Origin of the sequence: Paenibacillus sp. FSL K6-0108, from assembly GCF_045040695.1 — a bacterium.
Classification (GTDB): domain Bacteria; phylum Bacillota; class Bacilli; order Paenibacillales; family Paenibacillaceae; genus Paenibacillus; species Paenibacillus pabuli_B.
In genome coordinates this window covers 7,314,919-7,332,932 of record NZ_CP150288.1, presented here as the reverse complement: position 1 = coordinate 7,332,932, position 18,014 = coordinate 7,314,919, and the positions used below count along the sequence as shown (strand labels likewise).

Below are 18,014 nucleotides of genomic sequence, written 5' to 3'. Positions count from 1 at the left end.
ATCAATAAAGCTGAAAAGAGGGATATTCATGGCACTTCCAAAGATTCAACCCTATGCAATGCCTGTAGAATCGGAGCTTCCCGTCAACAAGGTAAAGTGGACACCGGATGCGAAGCGCTCTGTACTCCTGATTCATGATATGCAGCAATATTTTATGAACGCCTTTACCGCAGGCCAGTCGCCCGTGGTGGAGCTAATCGATCATATTTCACAACTTCGTTCGAAGTGTCATGAGCTTGGTATTCCGGTGGTCTACTCTGCACAACCGGGCGGACAGACTCCGGAGCAGCGCGGGTTACAGCTGGACTTTTGGGGTGCAGGAATTGATGGAGGACCTGTGCAAAAAGAAATTATTGAAGCACTCGCACCCGCTCCGCAAGATACGTTCATGACCAAATGGCGCTACAGCGCCTTCCAGAAGACAGAGCTGTTTGAACTAATGCAGCGGGATAGTCGCGATCAACTGATCGTCTGCGGCATTTATGCTCATATCGGATGCCTGATGACCTCCTGCGAAGCCTTTATGCGTGACATTCAGGCGTTCCTTGTTGCGGATGCAGTAGCTGATTTTTCGGCGGAAAAACATCGAATGGCCTTGACCTACGCAGCAGAACGGTGTGCGGTAACACTGACAACTGGGCGTTTGCTTGAATTGCTACATAATTCTGCCGCTGACGGAAATAAAGGAGAATTGAAGTCCGAGGCAGGTCGGCAAGAGAGGAAAGATGAACAAGGTAAGAAAGGTGAGAAAGGGGATCGATCCTATGCTACCCGCGCTCACGTGGCTGTTTCAGAGGCTGAGCAGCAAACGGCATCCGCAGCAGAGAGAATCCAGGACGGAAGTCATGGCGTTGAACAAGTGACGTTGGAGGCATTAAGGAATCAGGTCGGAGAGATGCTCCAGGAGCAGCCTGCCGACATTGGAGAGCATGATGATCTGATTCAGATGTGGGGACTGGATTCCATTCGTATTATGAGTCTGGCTGAGCGCTTTCGTGTGGAAGGAGCGGGGGTAACGTTCGTGGATCTGGCGGAGCTGCCTACATTGGCTGCATGGGCAGCATTGCTGGATAAGGCCAAAGATAAAGTGCTTCCGAACGGAGACTACTTTTGAGCGGGTCCGTGCATACGTCGCACAGTCGGAACACGGCTTGGCCTCTGTCCTCTGCACAGTCCGGCATCTGGTTCGCTCAGCAGTTGAATCTGGACAATCCGATGTACAACACCGCCGAGTATGTGGTCATCCAGGGTAGCGTAGACGCAAGACGATTCGAGGAAAGTGTGCGGCAGACCGTTTCGGAAGCAGAGTCGCTGAATATGGTTTATGGTGAAAATGAACAAGGCCCATGGCAGTCTTTGAACAGCAACGCAGATCATTGGACATTTCATGTCATCGACTTGAGGGAGGAACCGGAGCCCCACACAGCAGCACTAGCTTGGATGAAAAAGGATCTTGCCAATCCCGTCAATCTGGCGACAGGTCCACTTTTCACGGAGGCATTGTTCCAGGTGAGCCATGATTGTTATTACTGGTACCAGCGCATCCATCATATTGCGATTGATGGATACGGCGTTTCGCTGATTACCCGCAGGGTGGCGAGCCTATACTCCGCAAGTGTAAAAGGAGAAGCTGTAGATCAAGTGCAGCAGGGGGCGTCGTTTGGCTCGTTGACGGCCGTTCTTCAGGAAGACGAGGCCTATCTTGGCTCGGTGGACAAAGAGCAGGATCGTCAGTTCTGGATGGATCGATATGCCGATGAACCGGATGTTGTCAGTCTGGGGGAACGGGCTCCACGAACCTCTACCTACTTCCTGAGACAGAGTGGTCTGCTTACACAGCTGCAGCGCGAGCAAATGCAGGCGACAGCGACAAAGTTCGGAGTGACTTGGCCGGATTTGTTTGTAGCGGCAACGGCCATTTACGTACACCGCATGACAGGGGCGACCGATATTGTGCTGGCTCTGCCCGTGATGTGCCGATTGGGATCAACATCCCTGCGGGTTCCGGGTATGGTCATGAACGTGCTTCCGCTGCGTCTCCACGTGGAGTCGGCCATGACCGTGTCAGAGTTGCTGAAACAAGTGGTGCAGGAGATTCGGGCGGTACGCAAGCATCAACGCTATCGGCACCAGGATCTACGGCGTGATCTGAAGCTGCTTGGAGAGAATCGTCGCCTGTTCGGCCCCATGATTAATGTCATGCCATTCCACCATGAATTAAACTTTGCGGGGCAGCGCGGCATGATTCACAACCTGTCCACGGGCCCGGTAGACGATCTGTCCATTCATGTGGTGGATCAGGGGCATGGTCATGGGCTGAGTATTGATTTTGATGCGAATCCGTCTATCTACAATGATTCTGAACTGCTGAACCATCAGCTTCGATATATGCAGCTGCTGAACCTGGTGATGCAGGAAGGCATGGAGACGGAAACGGTGGGACGACTGGAATTGCTGCTCCCTGCCGAACGTGAGCAAGTATTGGTCACATGGAATGAAACGGGAGGGCTGACAGTCGAGACCAATTCAGCAGCACGGTTTGAACAGCAAGTCCGCCGCACCCCTTCTGCAACGGCGCTGACATTCGAAGGGGCCTCCCTGACGTATGCGGAGCTGAATGAACGGGCGAATCAGTTGGCTCATGAATTGATACAACGATATCAGGCAGGACCGGAACAGCGGGTGGCCATTGCTCTGCCTCGTTCGCTCGAAGTGGTCATTGCCATTGTGGCTGTTCATAAAACGGGGGCCGCTTATCTGCCGCTTGATCCTGACTATCCCGAAGAGCGTCTGATCTACATGTTGGAGGATGCCAAGCCTGCTTGTGTGGTGACGGGGATGGACCATGTTTCCAGTCTGCCGACAACATCCAGTGTACCGATGTTGGTCATGGATGAACCGAATACTGCTACGGCAGTGAGTCGCCGGCCTGGAAGTAATCCCGAAGGTGATGATCTGACAAGTACAGCTTCTCTGCTCAATCCTTCGTATATTATCTACACTTCAGGTTCTACCGGTAAGCCCAAGGGCGTAGCCGTAACCCATCTGGGGCTGGCGAATCTGCTTGAGGATATGAAGACGAGACTACAGGTTGGTCCGCAGGACCACTGGCTGTCGGTGACCACGATTGCTTTTGACATATCTGTACTGGAAGTATTTCTGCCGCTTACGACGGGTGCCCGGCTGGATATAGCACACAAAGAGACGATTCTTGATCCGGTAGCTCTGGCTGGGAAGATGAGGGAGTTGGGGACCACCATCATGCAGGCTACGCCTACGTTATGGCAGTCTTTGGTGACAAGCCGGCCAGGGCGATTCGATGGACTAACCGTGATTACTGGAGGAGAGGCGCTGACGGAGGAACTGAAGCTTTCTTTGCAGGAACTGGGGTGTCACGTCAATAACCAGTACGGACCGACCGAGACAACCATTTATTCCACGGCTGCCTCGTTCGACACAGGGGTGATGGGGAAACCGTCGATTGGTGGTCCGGTTCGCAACACACAGCTATATGTGCTGGATCAAGGCTTGAAGCCAGTACCTTCGGGTGTAGCAGGGGAACTGTATATCGCTGGGGAAGGGCTTGCGCGCGGGTATTTGGGCAGGCCTGATCTGACCGCAGAACGCTTTGTAGCCAATCCCTTCGGTCAGCCAGGCAGTCGGATGTACCGTACAGGAGATTTGGCGAAATGGCTGCCGGATGGTTCTATCGATTATTTGGGTCGTGCAGATCATCAGATCAAAATTAGAGGCTTCCGGATAGAACTGGGCGAGATTGAATCGATAATCTCCAGGTATCCTGGCGTAGCTCAGGTCACGGTCATAGCTCGTGAGGACCAACCGGGGAACCAACGACTGGCAGCGTATGTAGTGGCTGAGTCTGAACCCGAGAATCGTATGGATCTGGCAGAACTAAGAGCTTACGTGGCGGATGCATTGCCGGATTACATGGTGCCTTCTGCATTCACACTACTGCCTGAGATGCCGCTGACACCGAATAAGAAGATCGATCGCAAACGGCTTCCTGTGCCTGCTTTGCTGTCAAATGCCAATGGACGGGAAGCGCGCACGCCACAAGAAGAAATTCTGTGCAGTCTGTTCGCTGAGATTCTTGGTGTTGGTCGTGTGGGCATTGACGATGATTTCTTTGAACTGGGTGGGCACTCCCTGCTGGCTGGACGAATTACAGCACGTATCCGTGATGTATTCGGTGCAGATCTGACCATTGGCAGTGTATTTGAAGCTCCAACCGCAGCAGGTCTAGCCAAACGATTGGATCAGGCGAAATCGGTGAGACCTGTTATTCAGCCTGTTTCACGTCAGGGGGAGCTTCCGCTCTCCTTTGCCCAGCGGAGATTGTGGTTCATGTATTGTCTGGAAGGCGCCAATCCGACGTATAACATTCCGCTGGTTTCCCGGTTGGCCGGGAAGCTGGATACGAATGCTCTGGAGAACGCCCTGCAGGATCTTGTAGACCGTCATGAGACATTACGAACGTTGTATCCGCCTGAAATGGGTTCTGCGAGCCAGCATATTCTGAATGCATCTGACGTCAAAGTGACTTTGAATATAACTGCTGCTGCGGAACGGGAGCTTCCCGAGCTTCTGACAAAAGCGTCACGCTACAGCTTCCAGCTCTCCACTGAACCGGGTATCCGTGCCGAGTTGTTCAGAATCGGCGCGGATGAGCATGTTCTGCTGTTGCTGCTCCATCATATTGCCGGGGATGGATGGTCATTGTCGCCGCTGATCCGCGATCTGTCGGAGGCATATGTGTCACGCTTGCGGGGTTCTTCCCCTGCCTGGGCGCCGCTGCGCATTCAATATGCCGACTATGCGGTGTGGCAGGAGAAATTGCTAGGGGATGAGAACCAGCAGGACAGTCTGATTGCAAGACAGATGGAATTCTGGACCAACCAGCTGGCCCATTTACCAGAGCAGGTTACGTTCCCTACGGATTACGCCCGTCCAGTCATGTCCAATTATCGCGGTGGATCGGTACCTTTTACGATCAGTCAACGTTTGCATGAGCAACTGATGGTCATCGCACGAGAGAATAAAGTCAGCCTGTTCATGGTGCTGCACTCGGCACTGTCCTTGCTGCTTACCCGAATGGGGGCAGGAACGGATATTGCTATTGGAACACCGATTGCCGGACGGAGCGATGATGCGCTGGATGAAGTGGTAGGCATGTTCATTAACACCCTTGTCCTGCGTACCGACGCTTCAGGCGACCCAACGTTCCGTGAGCTGCTGGCCCGTGTGCGGGAGGTTGATCTGGCTGCATATGAACATCAGGATCTGCCCTTTGAACGATTGGTTGAAGTGTTGAATCCGCCTCGATCCCGTTCCAAACATCCACTCTTCCAAGTAATGCTTGTGCTGCAAAACACACCGGATATCCGTCTTGATCTGCCGGGTGTTATGGCGGAAACCCGTATACATGGGGTGGGTTCATCCAAATTTGATTTGACACTCGAGCTGACAGAGCAGCGTGAGCCTAACGGGTCTCCAGGCGGAATTGAAGGTGTACTGGAGTATAGTGCGGATCTCTTCCGGGAATCTACTGCAGGCGAACTTGTGGTCCGATTGATGCAGGTGCTTGAGGATGCCGTGCAGCAGACGGATGAACGGATCAGCAGATTTCATGTCGTGACTCCAACAGAGCAGGCGCAACTTGAAAAAGAATGGTCCTTTATGCGGAGTGAAGATGCTCAACTGACCATAGCTGAGCGCTTTGAAATACAAGCAGCAGCTCATCCGGAAGCGACTGCCATGACCTGTGAGGGTATCACCTTAAATTATAAGGAACTGAATGCAAGAGCCAATCAGCTTGCCCGATTACTGATCACTCAAGGCGTAGGACCGGAACAAATGGTAGCGCTGGCCTTGCCTCGTTCCGTTGAAATGGTTGTGGGCATTCTCGCTGTGCTCAAAGCAGGAGCCGCTTATCTTCCGCTCGACCCCAATTATCCGTCAGACCGCTTGACACATATGCTGACAGATGCAGCACCGAAAGTCATGGTAACGAGTACAGAGGTATACACCTTGCTTCCGCAGGCGGCGGAAATTCAGTGTATTAATATGGACGATTCGCATATCCTGGATCAATTAGGGATGCTGGATGATCGAAACCCTGCGGATAGCGAACGCAATGGACGTGTAACACCTCTGAGCCCGGCTTACATGATCTACACCTCGGGTTCGACAGGCAAGCCCAAGGGGGTCGTTATTCCGCATGCCAATGTCATCCGTTTGTTGGATGCTACGCAGCACTGGTTCCATTTTGACGCGAGTGATGTGTGGACCTTGTTCCACTCCTATGCATTTGACTTCTCCGTCTGGGAAATCTGGGGACCGCTGCTGCATGGAGGGAGATTAGTCGTTGTTCCTCATGAGATCAGCCGTTCACCAGGAGCGTTCCTGCAGTTGCTTGCAGAGCAAAAGGTGACCGTATTGAACCAGACGCCATCCGCATTCTATCAACTTATGCAGGCTGACCGGGAAAATCCGGTCTGGGGACAGCAGCTTGCACTCCGTTATGTCATTTTTGGAGGCGAGGCACTGGAGCTTGGACGCTTGGATGACTGGTATGAACGCCATGCGGATGATGCGCCAAAACTCATCAATATGTATGGCATCACCGAGACGACGGTTCACGTCAGCTACAAGGAACTGCATGCAGGCAGTTCTACGGAAGGTGCAAGCAGCTGGATTGGATGCGCCATACCGGATCTTCGGGTATACGTGCTGGATGATCAACTGGCGCCTGTACCGACAGGCGTAACCGGAGAGATGTATGTAGCCGGAGCAGGGCTGGCCCGTGGTTATTGGAATCGACCTGATCTTACAGCCGAGCGATTCGTTGCTGATCCATACGGTCCCGCAGGTACTCGCATGTACCGGACAGGGGATTTGGCGAAGCGTCTGCATGATGGCTCGCTCGATTATTTGGGCCGGGCGGATCAGCAGGTGAAAATACGGGGATTCCGTATTGAGCTTGGCGAGATTGAAGCGGTGCTGGCAAGGCACGCAAGCGTGGCCCAGGCTGCTGTAATTGTCCGTGAAGACCAGCCGGGGGATAAACGTCTGGTAGCTTATATCGTTCCGTCTTCGGATACAGGGACGGTACCGGAAGCGCCAGTCATGCGTCGTCATGCGTCCGCCAGTCTTCCGGATTATATGGTTCCATCTGCGGTTGTAACGATGGGGAGCTTGCCACTTACACCGAATGGCAAGCTCGATCGCAAGGCACTACCGGCACCGGAAATGCAATTAACGACAGGTGGCAGAGCGCCTCGCAACCCGCAGGAGGAGATCCTCTGTGATTTGTTTGCCGAAGTATTGGGCATGCGGAGTGTGAGTATCGACGACAGTTTCTTTGAGCTGGGTGGCCATTCGCTGCTGGCTGTTCGCTTGATGAGTCGCATCCGTGAGGCTATGGGCCGGGAGCCGGGCATCGGCATTTTGTTCGAAACAGCCACTGTAGCGGGACTGGCCGAGCGGCTCGAGATGGATTCGGATTCGGGGAAAAGCTCGCTTCAAGTGTTACTGCCGCTCAGAACGCATGGGGAGCATCTGCCTATATTCTGTGTCCATCCCGCAGGAGGACTTAGCTGGTGTTACGCCGGGCTGATGAAACATCTGGGCATGGAGTATCCACTCTATGGGTTACAGGCTAGAGGAATTGCTGAGTACGAGGAACTTCCGTCTACACTGGAAGATATGACAGCAGACTACATCCGCCATATCCGCTCGGTACAGCCTGAGGGACCTTACCGTCTGCTGGGCTGGTCTCTCGGAGGCAACGTTGCGCAGGCCATGGGGGTGCAGCTGCAGTCCGAAGGCGAAAAAGTGGAGTTTCTCGCTATGCTTGATGCGTATCCGAGCCACTATCTGCCGATTCGCGGAGAACCGGATGAGGAAGAAGCCTTAACCGCATTGCTTGCACTGGGTGGTTATGATCCGGACAGCATTGGGGATGGCCCGTTGGATATGGCAACAGCTATGCGCATATTGCGCAGTGAGGGCAGTGCGCTGGCAAGTTTGGATGAAGCGACGATCATGAAACTGCGGAAGACCTATGAAAATTCCGTACGGATCTTGGGAGCCTACAAGCCATCCCGATTCGAGGGGGATCTGATCTTCTTCCGTTCCACCATTATTCCAGACTGGTTCGACCCGATTGAACCGGAAATGTGGAATGCGTACATTGGAGGCCAATTGGAACGTCATGATATCGCTTGCCGCCACAAGGACCTTTGCCAGCCTGGGCCTCTGGAGGAAATCTGCCGAACACTCGCCGCTAAGTTGGAGGAACTGAACAAGCGCGAAATTCAACATAAATAGGAGGATAAGGCGATGAGCAACCCATTTGAATATGAAGACAGCAATTATCTGGTGTTAATCAATGAGGAGGGGCAATACTCCCTCTGGCCAGCATCCCTTGAAGTGCCCGCAGGTTGGACCGTGATGCTTGGCAAGGCCAAGCGCCGGGTATGTCTCGATTACATCGCCGAGCAATGGACAGATCTGAAACCGCTGAGTCTCTGTGATGAAATCGGCATGCCTGGAGCCGTTCATGAGGCTAGCAGATGAAATTCGGTCTGAATCCCAAGGTCATCGTGAGCATGGTCTACGTATTGGCGATGTTTATGGTGGCCATGGATGGAACGGTCTTGAACGTAGCATTACGAACCATTAGTGAGGAGCTGGGGATTCCCCCGGCTGCTTCGGGTACCTTGAATGTGGGGTATTTGGTGTGTTTGGCTGTATTCCTGCCTGTCGCTGGGTGGCTTGGTGATCGATGGGGCACGAAACGGGTTTTCCTGTCGGCACTGGCACTATTTACGGTATCTTCTGCACTGTGTGCGACGGCCGATCAATTAAGTACGCTGACGTTCTTTCGCATTTTGCAGGGTGCAGGGGGTGGTCTGCTTACTCCAGTAGGGATGGCGATGCTGTTTCGAACCTTTCCTCCCCAGGAACGGGCCAAGGTATCCCGAATGCTCATCCTGCCCATCGCGCTGGCCCCGGCTTTGGGGCCGATTGTGAGCGGATTGATTGTGGACCAGCTCTCCTGGCGATGGATCTTCTATGTGAATCTGCCCGTCGGCATTCCAGCGGTAATCTTCGGAATGCTGTATCTAAAGGAACACAAAGAACAGGGAGCCGGTCGACTGGATGTATCAGGCTGGTTATTATCTGCCCCAGGACTCGCTCTGACGATGTACGCGCTTAGTCAGGGTCCACTGCGAGGATGGACTTCCCCTCTTATTATTGGAGCCGGTATTACAGGAATCATCCTGCTCACGCTGCTCGTGGTGGTTGAATTGCGCGCGAAGCAGCCTTTGCTTGATCTGCGTTTGCTGAAAGACCGTTTATTCCGCTATTCGGGTCTGGTATCCGTATGCGGAGCAGCCGGCCTGCTGGGCATGTTGTATGTATTTCCGTTAATGTATCAAAACGTACTAAACGCCTCTGCGCTGGAGACAGGGCTGACCACATTCCCGGAAGCTCTGGGACTTATGATTGCTTCCCAGCTTGTGCCCTGGACATTTCCGTGGCTGGGCCCGCGTAAGCTGATATCCATAGGTTTGATCTGCACGGCTGTGATCTTCATTACGCTTAGTCAGATTACAGTGGAAACGAATCCGTGGTTCATTCGTTCCTTATTGTTCGGCGTGGGGATCTTTCTGGGGCAGACGGTAGGCGCGGTGCAGATTGCCTCATTTGCCCAAATCCCGCCTCCTTCCATGGGACGGGCCTCCACCTGGTTCACGGTGCAGAATCGGCTGGGTTCTGCGATCGGAATGGCATTATTGTCTGCCGTTCTGGCTGGCGTGGGCACAACGACGGTGACTGCGGCTGGAACGGTGGAGCCGAATATGCTGGCGTACCGTCTGGCTTTGTTGGGAGCCGCTGCGTTCTTGTTGATTGGTCTATGCTTCGCCCTGAAAATCAGCGACGCTGACGCGGCTGCAACGATACGCAAATCCAGCGGTCAGGGACTTTTTCGAAGTAAAGAGAAATCTCCATCCTTGACGCAGGAATCACAATAATTCCAAGCATGTTCAAAAACCCTGGCGGGCTTGCCAGGGTTTTTAACATGAATTGATATTTGAAGAGAGGGTTCGCTCGTAATTCGTTTGTAACCCCTCCTTCATAATAATGCCTGATACAACTCTTCAATTGTGATGACGTCCGGCTGAGTAGGTAAAGCTTCTCCTGCAGAACAAGCGGCTAACATATGCCCATGATCCAGTCGCAGGCTGAGGAATGGATACGCGGCTGCTTCTGACGAGTGCCAGTGCCCATCAGCATTGCGGATCATGGAAAATGAATCTAGCGGCATGGACAGGCCCATGCCGACGGCCTTGATGTAGCTTTCCTTCAGCGTCCATAGACGATAAAAGGTCTCCAGCTGCATCTCGTCGGGCTCCGCAGCGAGAAATTGGCTCTCCGTAAGAGAGAAGAAGCGCTCCGCAATCTTCATATCGATGGGCGCTATTTTTTCCACATCTACACCCAGATCAGCGTCACAGCCAGAGATTAAAGCAATCCAATCGCCGGAGTGCGAGACATTAAATTGAACATCTGCATGCTGGCTGAGTGCAGGTTTGCCGTATTTGTTACGAGTAAAGGAAAGTTCTTCTGGCCTTAGGCCAGTCAACTTGCTCAGCGTCACACGGGTCAACACTTCACCCAGAACAGAGCGATAGGCATCCGCCTGATGTACAAAACGTGAAGCTTGTGCTCGCCTTTCCTCAGATACGTGCGACAGAAAAAGGTTCCAGTATGATCCCGGCAATTCTGCCGGCACTTGAAGAACTTGAATTGTTATCATCATTATCACCTGACGATGTATTCGGCATGGATTGCACACTTTCCTTTATATTCATCGGTTTCTCGGGTCTCCCGTGCCGATTCATACCTGCTGTGTTCTTTTCCATTCTTCATGTGCTGCTTGTATCCGGCCCCACAATTCTTTGCGTTCCAGTTCCGTGTAATTCACCAACGGTTCGTGGAATTTCTCAGCCAATACGTCTTTCCACTCGGTGTAGGTTTGAATCTCCATTTTGCGAATGCCTTCACGATCATGCGTCCGGAGCATACATCCACGCAGTTCGTTGCTCTGGAGAGCATCTCTCTGACGGAGCAAAAATGCGTTATGCCAAGGCGAATCAGCTGACTCGCTGTAGAATTCATGCTTGGGAATGAACTCTTCCAGGCTGGTAAGCGCTTCGGGAGCGAAATCGACACCCTCACTTGGCCCGTTGGGCTCATATTCAAGTCTCCATCCGCCAGGAGCAACTGATGAAGGCATTAGTGCATAGGTAAATGGCGCCGCTCCGTAGGTTCCATAACGTAGAGGGATCGGTTCAAAGGGCATGCCGCCCAGACCAACATCCACAATCCATCGTTCCACATCCGGGTATACATCTGGCAAAGAGACCGACAGGCCGAGATGGAACGAGTTCACACGTGGCTGCTCCCCATGTGGCTGAACTCCGGCACGATGCCAATGCACCGTATATCCCAGAGAGCGAAGCAGGACGCTGAACGCGCCATTCAGATGAAAACAGTATCCGCTCCGGCCTTGCAAGATAAGCTGGACCGATTCTTGAAGATCGATGCCCGCAGGCTGACCTGCAAAAATATCGACCGTTTGCCAGGATAGATGCTGCACATGTGCCTGCTGGATTTCGGATAGGAATTCCAGTGTGGGTTCCTTGATATCTTGAATGCCTATCCGTTTCAGGTAGGCCTGTATTTCAGATGGAGTCAATGTAACATTCATCCAGATCACCTCGAGTCATGTAGTGGGTGTGTTATAAACTGCTGCCCTGAATTCATTGTAAAAGTGAACGGATGAAATGAATACACAGATTTGCTTTAATTGTACCGGTACAGTCTATGGATACACATACACATCTTTCCATGAATGGGAGCCTTATTTCTTTTTCTTGGTATGTTAACCGTTTGGAGTGGATATAGGTTAGAATATAGATAGAAAGCAGGATTAGGAGATGGAAAAAATGGCTAATGATGAAGTGATTTTGACACAGGAAGGCTTGGAAAAGCTGGAGGACGAACTGAGGGAATTAAAGACGGTGAAGCGTAAGGAACTGGCGGCGCGTCTGAAACTCGCGATCAGTTACGGTGACCTGAAGGAAAATAGTGAGTATCATTCAGCCAAAGATGATCAGGCTTTTATGGAAACCCGCATTTTGATTCTGGAGAAAATGCTGACCAAAGCAAGAGTCATCACTTCTGACAATATCGACTCGAACAAAGTAAGCATTGGCTCAACCATTCTGCTGAATGATATTGAATTCGCCGAGAAGATTGAATACATGCTGGTTGGTCCGGCCGAGGCGGATGTTGCAGATAATAAAATATCGTACGAAAGCCCGCTTGGCAAAGAACTGATGGGCAAAGAAGTAGGCAGTGTCATTCATGTCAATGCGCCGATGGGCATTATCAAATATGAGTTGCTTGAAATTAAAATTTAATGGGAATAAAGGTGTTTTGGCAACCATGGAAATGGGTGCTGGAACACCTCTTTTTTATTCTTTCAAAATAATATTCAGCTCCGTTTTTTTCGTCCATCCAGAACTTCACGGGTCATGGCATATACAACCCAGAGCAGGATCACGATGTGGATCATCGCAATGGAAATACCTATGTTATACATCAAATCATTGCTCAGTCCTGAACCGTGCATGCTGATGCTCGCTCTATGTCCTCCGCCAAAGTTACCAGCCCCATCACCGATGCGCGATTGTCCTTCCTCGGCTCCAAAGTCGCCACCAGAACCCGTGCTCATAATCATGGCAATATTTACGTAGGTCGTCAGGGAGAAGGCGATTGCTGCGTACATCCATTTACGTTCAAAGAACGGAATCAGAATCAAGAATAACAAAGCAGGTATGCTGTAGCGCTCATGAATTTCCGTTGGCAGCATAAAGAAGGTGAGATTCACCGCTGCCCCTGCAATGAGCAGAGATGAGATTCGAATTTCCTTAATCAGCATTAGATAGGTTGCTACTCCAATCACGGCAATGGCAAGCAGCAGCAGACCAAACATTTTATACGTCACTATGCCAAACAACACCGTAGCATCACTGGTTCCCGGATCACCAAGCAGGTGATACCAGATATTCATGGCGTTCAGCGAAAGCTGCGGGTACATATTAACGGCGCTTCCGTAGGCGTTGGTCATCATGGTGCCGAGGGTTCCGTTTGCTGCAAAATAGAGAAGCACAGGCAGAATAGCCATCAGTAATCCTGCTACAAATAGAAGCGTGGCCCGATATTGCCTGTGATCAAGCTGGCGTAGTAATACAATACCGATGACCGGAGCAATGACGATCGCCTGAAACTTTGCCAGCAGGGCAACGGAGAACAATACACCTGCCAATAGAGGATTACTTAGCAGCAGAACGGTTGACAGCACCATTAATGTACTGTGCAGGATGTCGATTTGTCCCCACATGGCACTGTCTACCAGCAGACCGGGATTGAAGGCTAGAACTGCAAGCAGTATCAGACGTGCACCAGAGCTCAATTGTTTGAATGAGGGGATCAAGACAGCCATAGATAGTAAATCGAAGGCGATAGGCAGTATTTTCATGGACAGATGGCCAGCTGAGGCGGTTACGCCAAATCCATCGAGTATCCAGCGGTACAAACCCAGTATGAAGATAAATAAGGGAGGATAGTTCTGATCTTTTCCATACAGGTATGATTCACGAACGCCGTATTGGTGGACGGCATTCATCCAATCGACGAACAGGGACTGATCTCCGATATAACCCCTGAATTGTGTTCCAAGGTACAAACGCAGCAAAAGACCGCCAGTAAAAATTAGAGCAGCATACAGCCAGAAATGCCTGTTCCAACGGGTGTTTGGAACTCTGTAGCTCAGTGTGTTCATCCTTCTCCTCCTCAGCATGGGCGATTGAGATTGATGCAAGTATAGGTGATCAAGCTGAAAAAGGGATGAATTTTTGGGCAGACGTCGCCCCTGCAGAAGCTTAAAGTTTGCTGAAAACCAGTGAAGGGAAAGTTGAGTTTGCGGCCATCTACGGAATTTCCAAATTACAGGCCAGGGTTGGCGTAGACTTTTTTATCACATACTGCATATTAGGAGGTTCAGTGGACTACATATCACATGCTGTTTGCTTTGTTAAGCGAAGAAGGCAAGGGCAGCGTATTTAAAATGAACATTCCTGTAAATAAATAACATTTCGATTAATTTCGATTTTCGAATGACCTGAGGGGATGACTGTTATATAATAACGGAAAATCTTAGAACAGATGGAGTAGATATAATGAATTTCAGTAAGTCCAATAATTCAAATTTGAATCAAGACGGACCGGGCAAAGGTGAACGCTTCTCACAGGCCGGATTCATTCTGGCTGCCATTGGTAGTTCAGTGGGCCTCGGCAACATGTGGAAGTTTCCTTATATTACAGGAGAGAACGGGGGCGCTGCGTTTTTCCTGCTCTTTATCGTCTGTCTCCTGTTGATTGGTCTACCCGTGTTGCTGGCTGAGCTTGCAATTGGTCGCAGCGGCAGAGGCAGCGCGGCAACAGCCTTTATCAAGGCAGGCGGGCAAAAAGGGTGGCTTGCGGCTGGTTTGCTGCAAGTATTGACGCCATTTATCATTCTTTCCTTTTATGTCATCATTGCAGGATGGACGCTGCAATATGCAGTGACATCATTCAGCGGTACGCTGTATAACAATCCGGATTATGCTGGGCAATTTGGTGACTTTGTAGGCGGTTATATGCCGATTGTGTGGCAGCTGATTTCAGTTCTGATTACAGGCTGGATCGTAGCCAAAGGGGTATCAAACGGAATTGAGAAGTTTAACAAAGTGCTGATTCCGGCGATGCTGGTTCTGCTCATTATCCTGATGGTTCGTGCAGTGACTTTGCCAGGAGCTGGTGCGGGCGTTTCCTTCTTCCTGAATCCGGACTTCTCGCAGCTTACGACCGAATCTGCGCTGGTTGCGCTTGGACATGCCTTCTTCTCCCTATCGCTGGGTATGGGTATTCTCGTGACATACGGTTCATATGTTGATAAAAATCAATCACTCGGTGCAGCAACCGTTGCTGTCGGTGCGGGTGACCTGATCTATGCGTTCATTGCAGGTCTGATCATATTCCCAACGACCTTTTCCTTCGGAATTGCACCCGATCAGGGTCCGTCGCTGATCTTTATAGCTCTTCCGGCAGCCTTCTCGGCTATGCCGCTGGGCTTTGTGTTTGGCGGGTTGTTCTTCGTGCTTCTGGCGATTGCTGCATTAACGTCGGCGGTATCCTTGCTGGAAGTTCCGGTGAAATATTTCATGGAGAGATTGTCCTGGGGCCGAAGCCGCGCGGTATGGACCATTTCACTTGCTGTTTTCATCGTTGGGCTTCCTTCGGTATTGTCGCTTGGCTTGTTCCCTGAATGGACCATTGGCTCGAAGAGTGTGTTCGACTGGATGGACTTTGTAGCGTCCAACATTTTACTTCCGATTGGTGGATTGCTGGTTACTATTTTTGCCGGATACTTCTGGAAAAAGGCTGCCGAAGCATCCGGCCTGCGTGCAGGCTGGTTCCGTGTATGGCTGTTCATGCTGCGTTATGTAGCGCCAATTCTGGTGCTTCTGGTTCTGCTGCATACCTCCGGTATTATTCACTTCTAAATGGATGGGAATGGAAGTGGAGAAGTAAGTTGCTGTGCAGATTTGCCATTGATAAAACCTCTTGGAAGAAATGCAAAAGCCCTTGTGTTCCCTCGTCAATTTTGGGACAATACAGAGTAGAGGTTTTTTCGATAGACCGATGAGCCATATGCTTTTTGCGAAAAGAGGACAATAACATGATTAAATCATCCATATATGGATTAACATTAGAGCAACTACGTGACTGGCTGCCAGAGCACGGACAGAAGAAATCCCGTGCCTCCCGTATCTGGGAATGGTTATATCAGGAGCGTGTGAACGATTTTGCTGAGATGACGGACGTGCGCCAAGAATGTCTGGATGTCATCTCCGAGCATTTCACGATGAACTCACTGAGTGAACATGTGAAGCAGGAATCGGCTGACGGTACGGTCAAATTTCTGCTCCGCATGCAGGACGGCAATCTGATTGAAACAGTTTTAATGCGCCAAAAATATGGTCTCACTGTCTGTGTAACCACTCAAGTGGGATGTAACATTGGCTGCAGCTTCTGCGCGAGCGGGCTGATCAAGAAGAGCCGCGATCTGTCCGGTGGTGAGATTGTGGAACAGATTATGCATGTACAACAGTATCTTGATGCAGATGGTCAGGGCGAGCGGGTAACTAACGTAGTCGTGATGGGAATTGGCGAGCCGTTTGACAATTTCCAGAACATGACTGACTTCATCGAAGTGATCAAGCATCGTAAAGGACTCGCGCTTGCAGCCAAACGGATCACTGTATCCACGAGTGGGCTGCCTGACAAGATCAAAGAATTTGCAGACAGCAATCTGCAGGTTAATCTGGCGATCTCCCTGCACGCACCAAATAACGAACTGCGGACACAGATCATGAAGATCAACCGGGCCTTCCCGATTGAACAATTGATGGACGCGGTGGATTATTACCTGGCTACGACGAACAAGCGTATTATGTTTGAGTATATTTTGCTTCGGGACGTTAACGATCAGCGTGAACATGCGGCCGAACTGGCTGAACTGTTGTCCAGCCGCAAGAGTATGGTCAGTATCAACCTGATTCCGTATAATCCGGTGGATGAGCACAGTCAGTATCAACGGAGTACGGAAGAGTCTATTCTGGGCTTCTATGATACATTGAAAAAGAACAACATTAACGCTACTGTACGCATGGAACATGGTACCGATATCGATGCAGCCTGCGGACAATTGCGCAGTAAACAGATGAAAAATAACGCCGCTGAATCTCAGCCAGGCCGTTTGGCTTTGGGATAAGGATGCAAGAGCCAACGCTCGGTTAGCGTATGGCTTCTGCGTGTGGCGAAACTCCTGCAACTCGCGTCGCCCATCCGCGTATGGGGTGGCGCGAGTTTTTTTGATTTCGGACAGGTCAAAGTACCGAGGTACCCGCTCGTTAGCAGTACACATTTGCTAGACATCTTTCCAATGTGGCGCTAGGCGCTACATTTAACGAACACACCGCACCTTATTGTGGCAAATTACACGAATTAGAAATTCTAACGAATGTCAGCCACGTTATTGCAGTAAAAGCCGCATAAGAAGGTGCATTTTAGGCTGTTAGAGAGAAAATAAGGTGTGCGCGATCCGTTACATTTCCAAATGGGATGAATCTCCCTATATATCGCTTGCTGGGTTCCTTAGAACTCAAAAGAGCATCCCCAAGTCGTGGTTTCCTGACCTTTGAGGATGCTCTTTGCTTTTTTCAAAATTATTTCAGTTTCTTGGTCATCAGCAGATGGGGGATGCCGTCTTCCATAAATACGTCCGAGGCTGCCGTGTATCCAAGACGTTCGTAGAACCCGGAGGCTTGTACCTGTGCATGCAGCTTGGCCTTCTCGAGCCCTTGAGCGAGTGCCATCTGCTCCAGCTTATCGATCAGTACACGACCAAGTCCGTGTTTTCGGTAATCAAGCATCACGCAGATTCGCTCCAATTTGGCAACATTCTCAACTACACGCAGTCTGGAAGAAGCAGCAGGGACTCCGTCTACGTAGAGAAGAATATGCTTTGCTTCTGTATCCAGAGCATCATAGGCATCGAATTCATCCTCAGACGGTACGCCTTGCTCTTCAACAAAAATGGCGGTACGAATGGCGAAGCAGGCGTCGAGCAATTCCTGGTTAGTAGCATCAACAATAGTTGTATTCATTGAATGGTTCTCCTTTGGTCAATAGTAATTCTATTCTGACATGGTAAACTGGTAGATAGCATGAACGTATACCTGTTCCATATGTTATCATGGTTAAAATTTAAACGGATTTCAATTCAGTTATATCATCAATTATGTTGCGAATGC

The 18,014-nt window shown here is 50.8% G+C and carries 11 protein-coding genes; 7 read left to right on the top strand and 4 right to left on the bottom strand.

What is annotated here, in order from left to right; genetic code table 11:
• Positions 1 to 28 precede the first annotated feature (28 nt).
• Genes MHB49_RS33150 through MHB49_RS33135 form a run of 4 tightly spaced genes read left to right on the top strand, consistent with a single transcriptional unit; the run spans position 29 to position 10,061 of the window.
• Positions 29 to 1,114, top strand: a complete 1,086-nt coding sequence (locus tag MHB49_RS33150) for an isochorismatase family protein (protein WP_405154444.1) — start codon at positions 29 to 31, stop codon at positions 1,112 to 1,114.
• Positions 1,111 to 8,349 carry an amino acid adenylation domain-containing protein gene (locus MHB49_RS33145; protein ID WP_405154443.1) on the top strand — a complete coding sequence of 2,413 codons (7,239 nt, stop codon included), beginning with the start codon at positions 1,111 to 1,113 and terminating at the stop codon, positions 8,347 to 8,349. The genes MHB49_RS33150 and MHB49_RS33145 overlap by 4 nt, the downstream gene beginning before the upstream one ends.
• Before the next feature lie 12 nt (positions 8,350 to 8,361).
• A complete protein-coding gene (locus tag MHB49_RS33140; RefSeq protein ID WP_072733826.1) occupies positions 8,362 to 8,598 on the top strand; it encodes an MbtH family protein in 237 nt (78 codons plus the stop codon).
• The gene (locus MHB49_RS33135) at positions 8,595 to 10,061 is read left to right on the top strand and encodes an MDR family MFS transporter (RefSeq protein WP_405154442.1); all 1,467 of its coding nucleotides are present in this window, start codon (positions 8,595 to 8,597) and stop codon (positions 10,059 to 10,061) included. Before MHB49_RS33140 ends, MHB49_RS33135 begins: the two co-directional genes overlap by 4 nt.
• Positions 10,062 to 10,162: 101 nt before the next feature.
• Here the strand turns inward: MHB49_RS33135 and MHB49_RS33130 are convergent, their stop codons facing one another.
• Positions 10,163 to 10,849 carry a 4'-phosphopantetheinyl transferase family protein gene (locus tag MHB49_RS33130; protein ID WP_405154441.1) on the bottom strand — a complete coding sequence of 229 codons (687 nt, stop codon included), beginning with the start codon at positions 10,847 to 10,849 and terminating at the stop codon, positions 10,163 to 10,165.
• Positions 10,850 to 10,927: 78 nt separating this feature from the next.
• Positions 10,928 to 11,800: an arylamine N-acetyltransferase gene (locus MHB49_RS33125; RefSeq protein WP_405154440.1), complete on the bottom strand. Its 873-nt coding sequence runs from the start codon at positions 11,798 to 11,800 to the stop codon at positions 10,928 to 10,930.
• Between the two features lie 238 nt (positions 11,801 to 12,038).
• Here MHB49_RS33125 and greA point away from each other — a divergent pair, with 238 nt between their 5' ends.
• Complete coding sequence (gene greA / locus MHB49_RS33120) at positions 12,039 to 12,515, top strand: transcription elongation factor GreA (protein WP_063565893.1); 477 nt, start codon at positions 12,039 to 12,041, stop codon at positions 12,513 to 12,515.
• A 74-nt stretch (positions 12,516 to 12,589) separates the two neighbouring features.
• Here the strand turns inward: greA and MHB49_RS33115 are convergent, their stop codons facing one another.
• Positions 12,590 to 13,939: a hypothetical protein gene (locus MHB49_RS33115; RefSeq protein WP_405154439.1), complete on the bottom strand. Its 1,350-nt coding sequence runs from the start codon at positions 13,937 to 13,939 to the stop codon at positions 12,590 to 12,592.
• A gap of 397 nt (positions 13,940 to 14,336) precedes the next feature.
• Here MHB49_RS33115 and MHB49_RS33110 point away from each other — a divergent pair, with 397 nt between their 5' ends.
• A complete protein-coding gene (locus tag MHB49_RS33110; protein ID WP_405154438.1) occupies positions 14,337 to 15,701 on the top strand; it encodes a sodium-dependent transporter in 1,365 nt (454 codons plus the stop codon).
• A gap of 176 nt (positions 15,702 to 15,877) precedes the next feature.
• A complete protein-coding gene (gene rlmN / locus MHB49_RS33105; protein ID WP_405154437.1) occupies positions 15,878 to 16,972 on the top strand; it encodes a 23S rRNA (adenine(2503)-C(2))-methyltransferase RlmN in 1,095 nt (364 codons plus the stop codon).
• 454 nt (positions 16,973 to 17,426) lie between these two features.
• On the opposite strand, the gene MHB49_RS33100 is transcribed toward rlmN, so the two are convergent.
• Positions 17,427 to 17,867 carry a GNAT family N-acetyltransferase gene (locus MHB49_RS33100; RefSeq protein ID WP_405154436.1) on the bottom strand — a complete coding sequence of 147 codons (441 nt, stop codon included), beginning with the start codon at positions 17,865 to 17,867 and terminating at the stop codon, positions 17,427 to 17,429.
• Between the last annotated feature and the right edge of the window lie 147 nt (positions 17,868 to 18,014).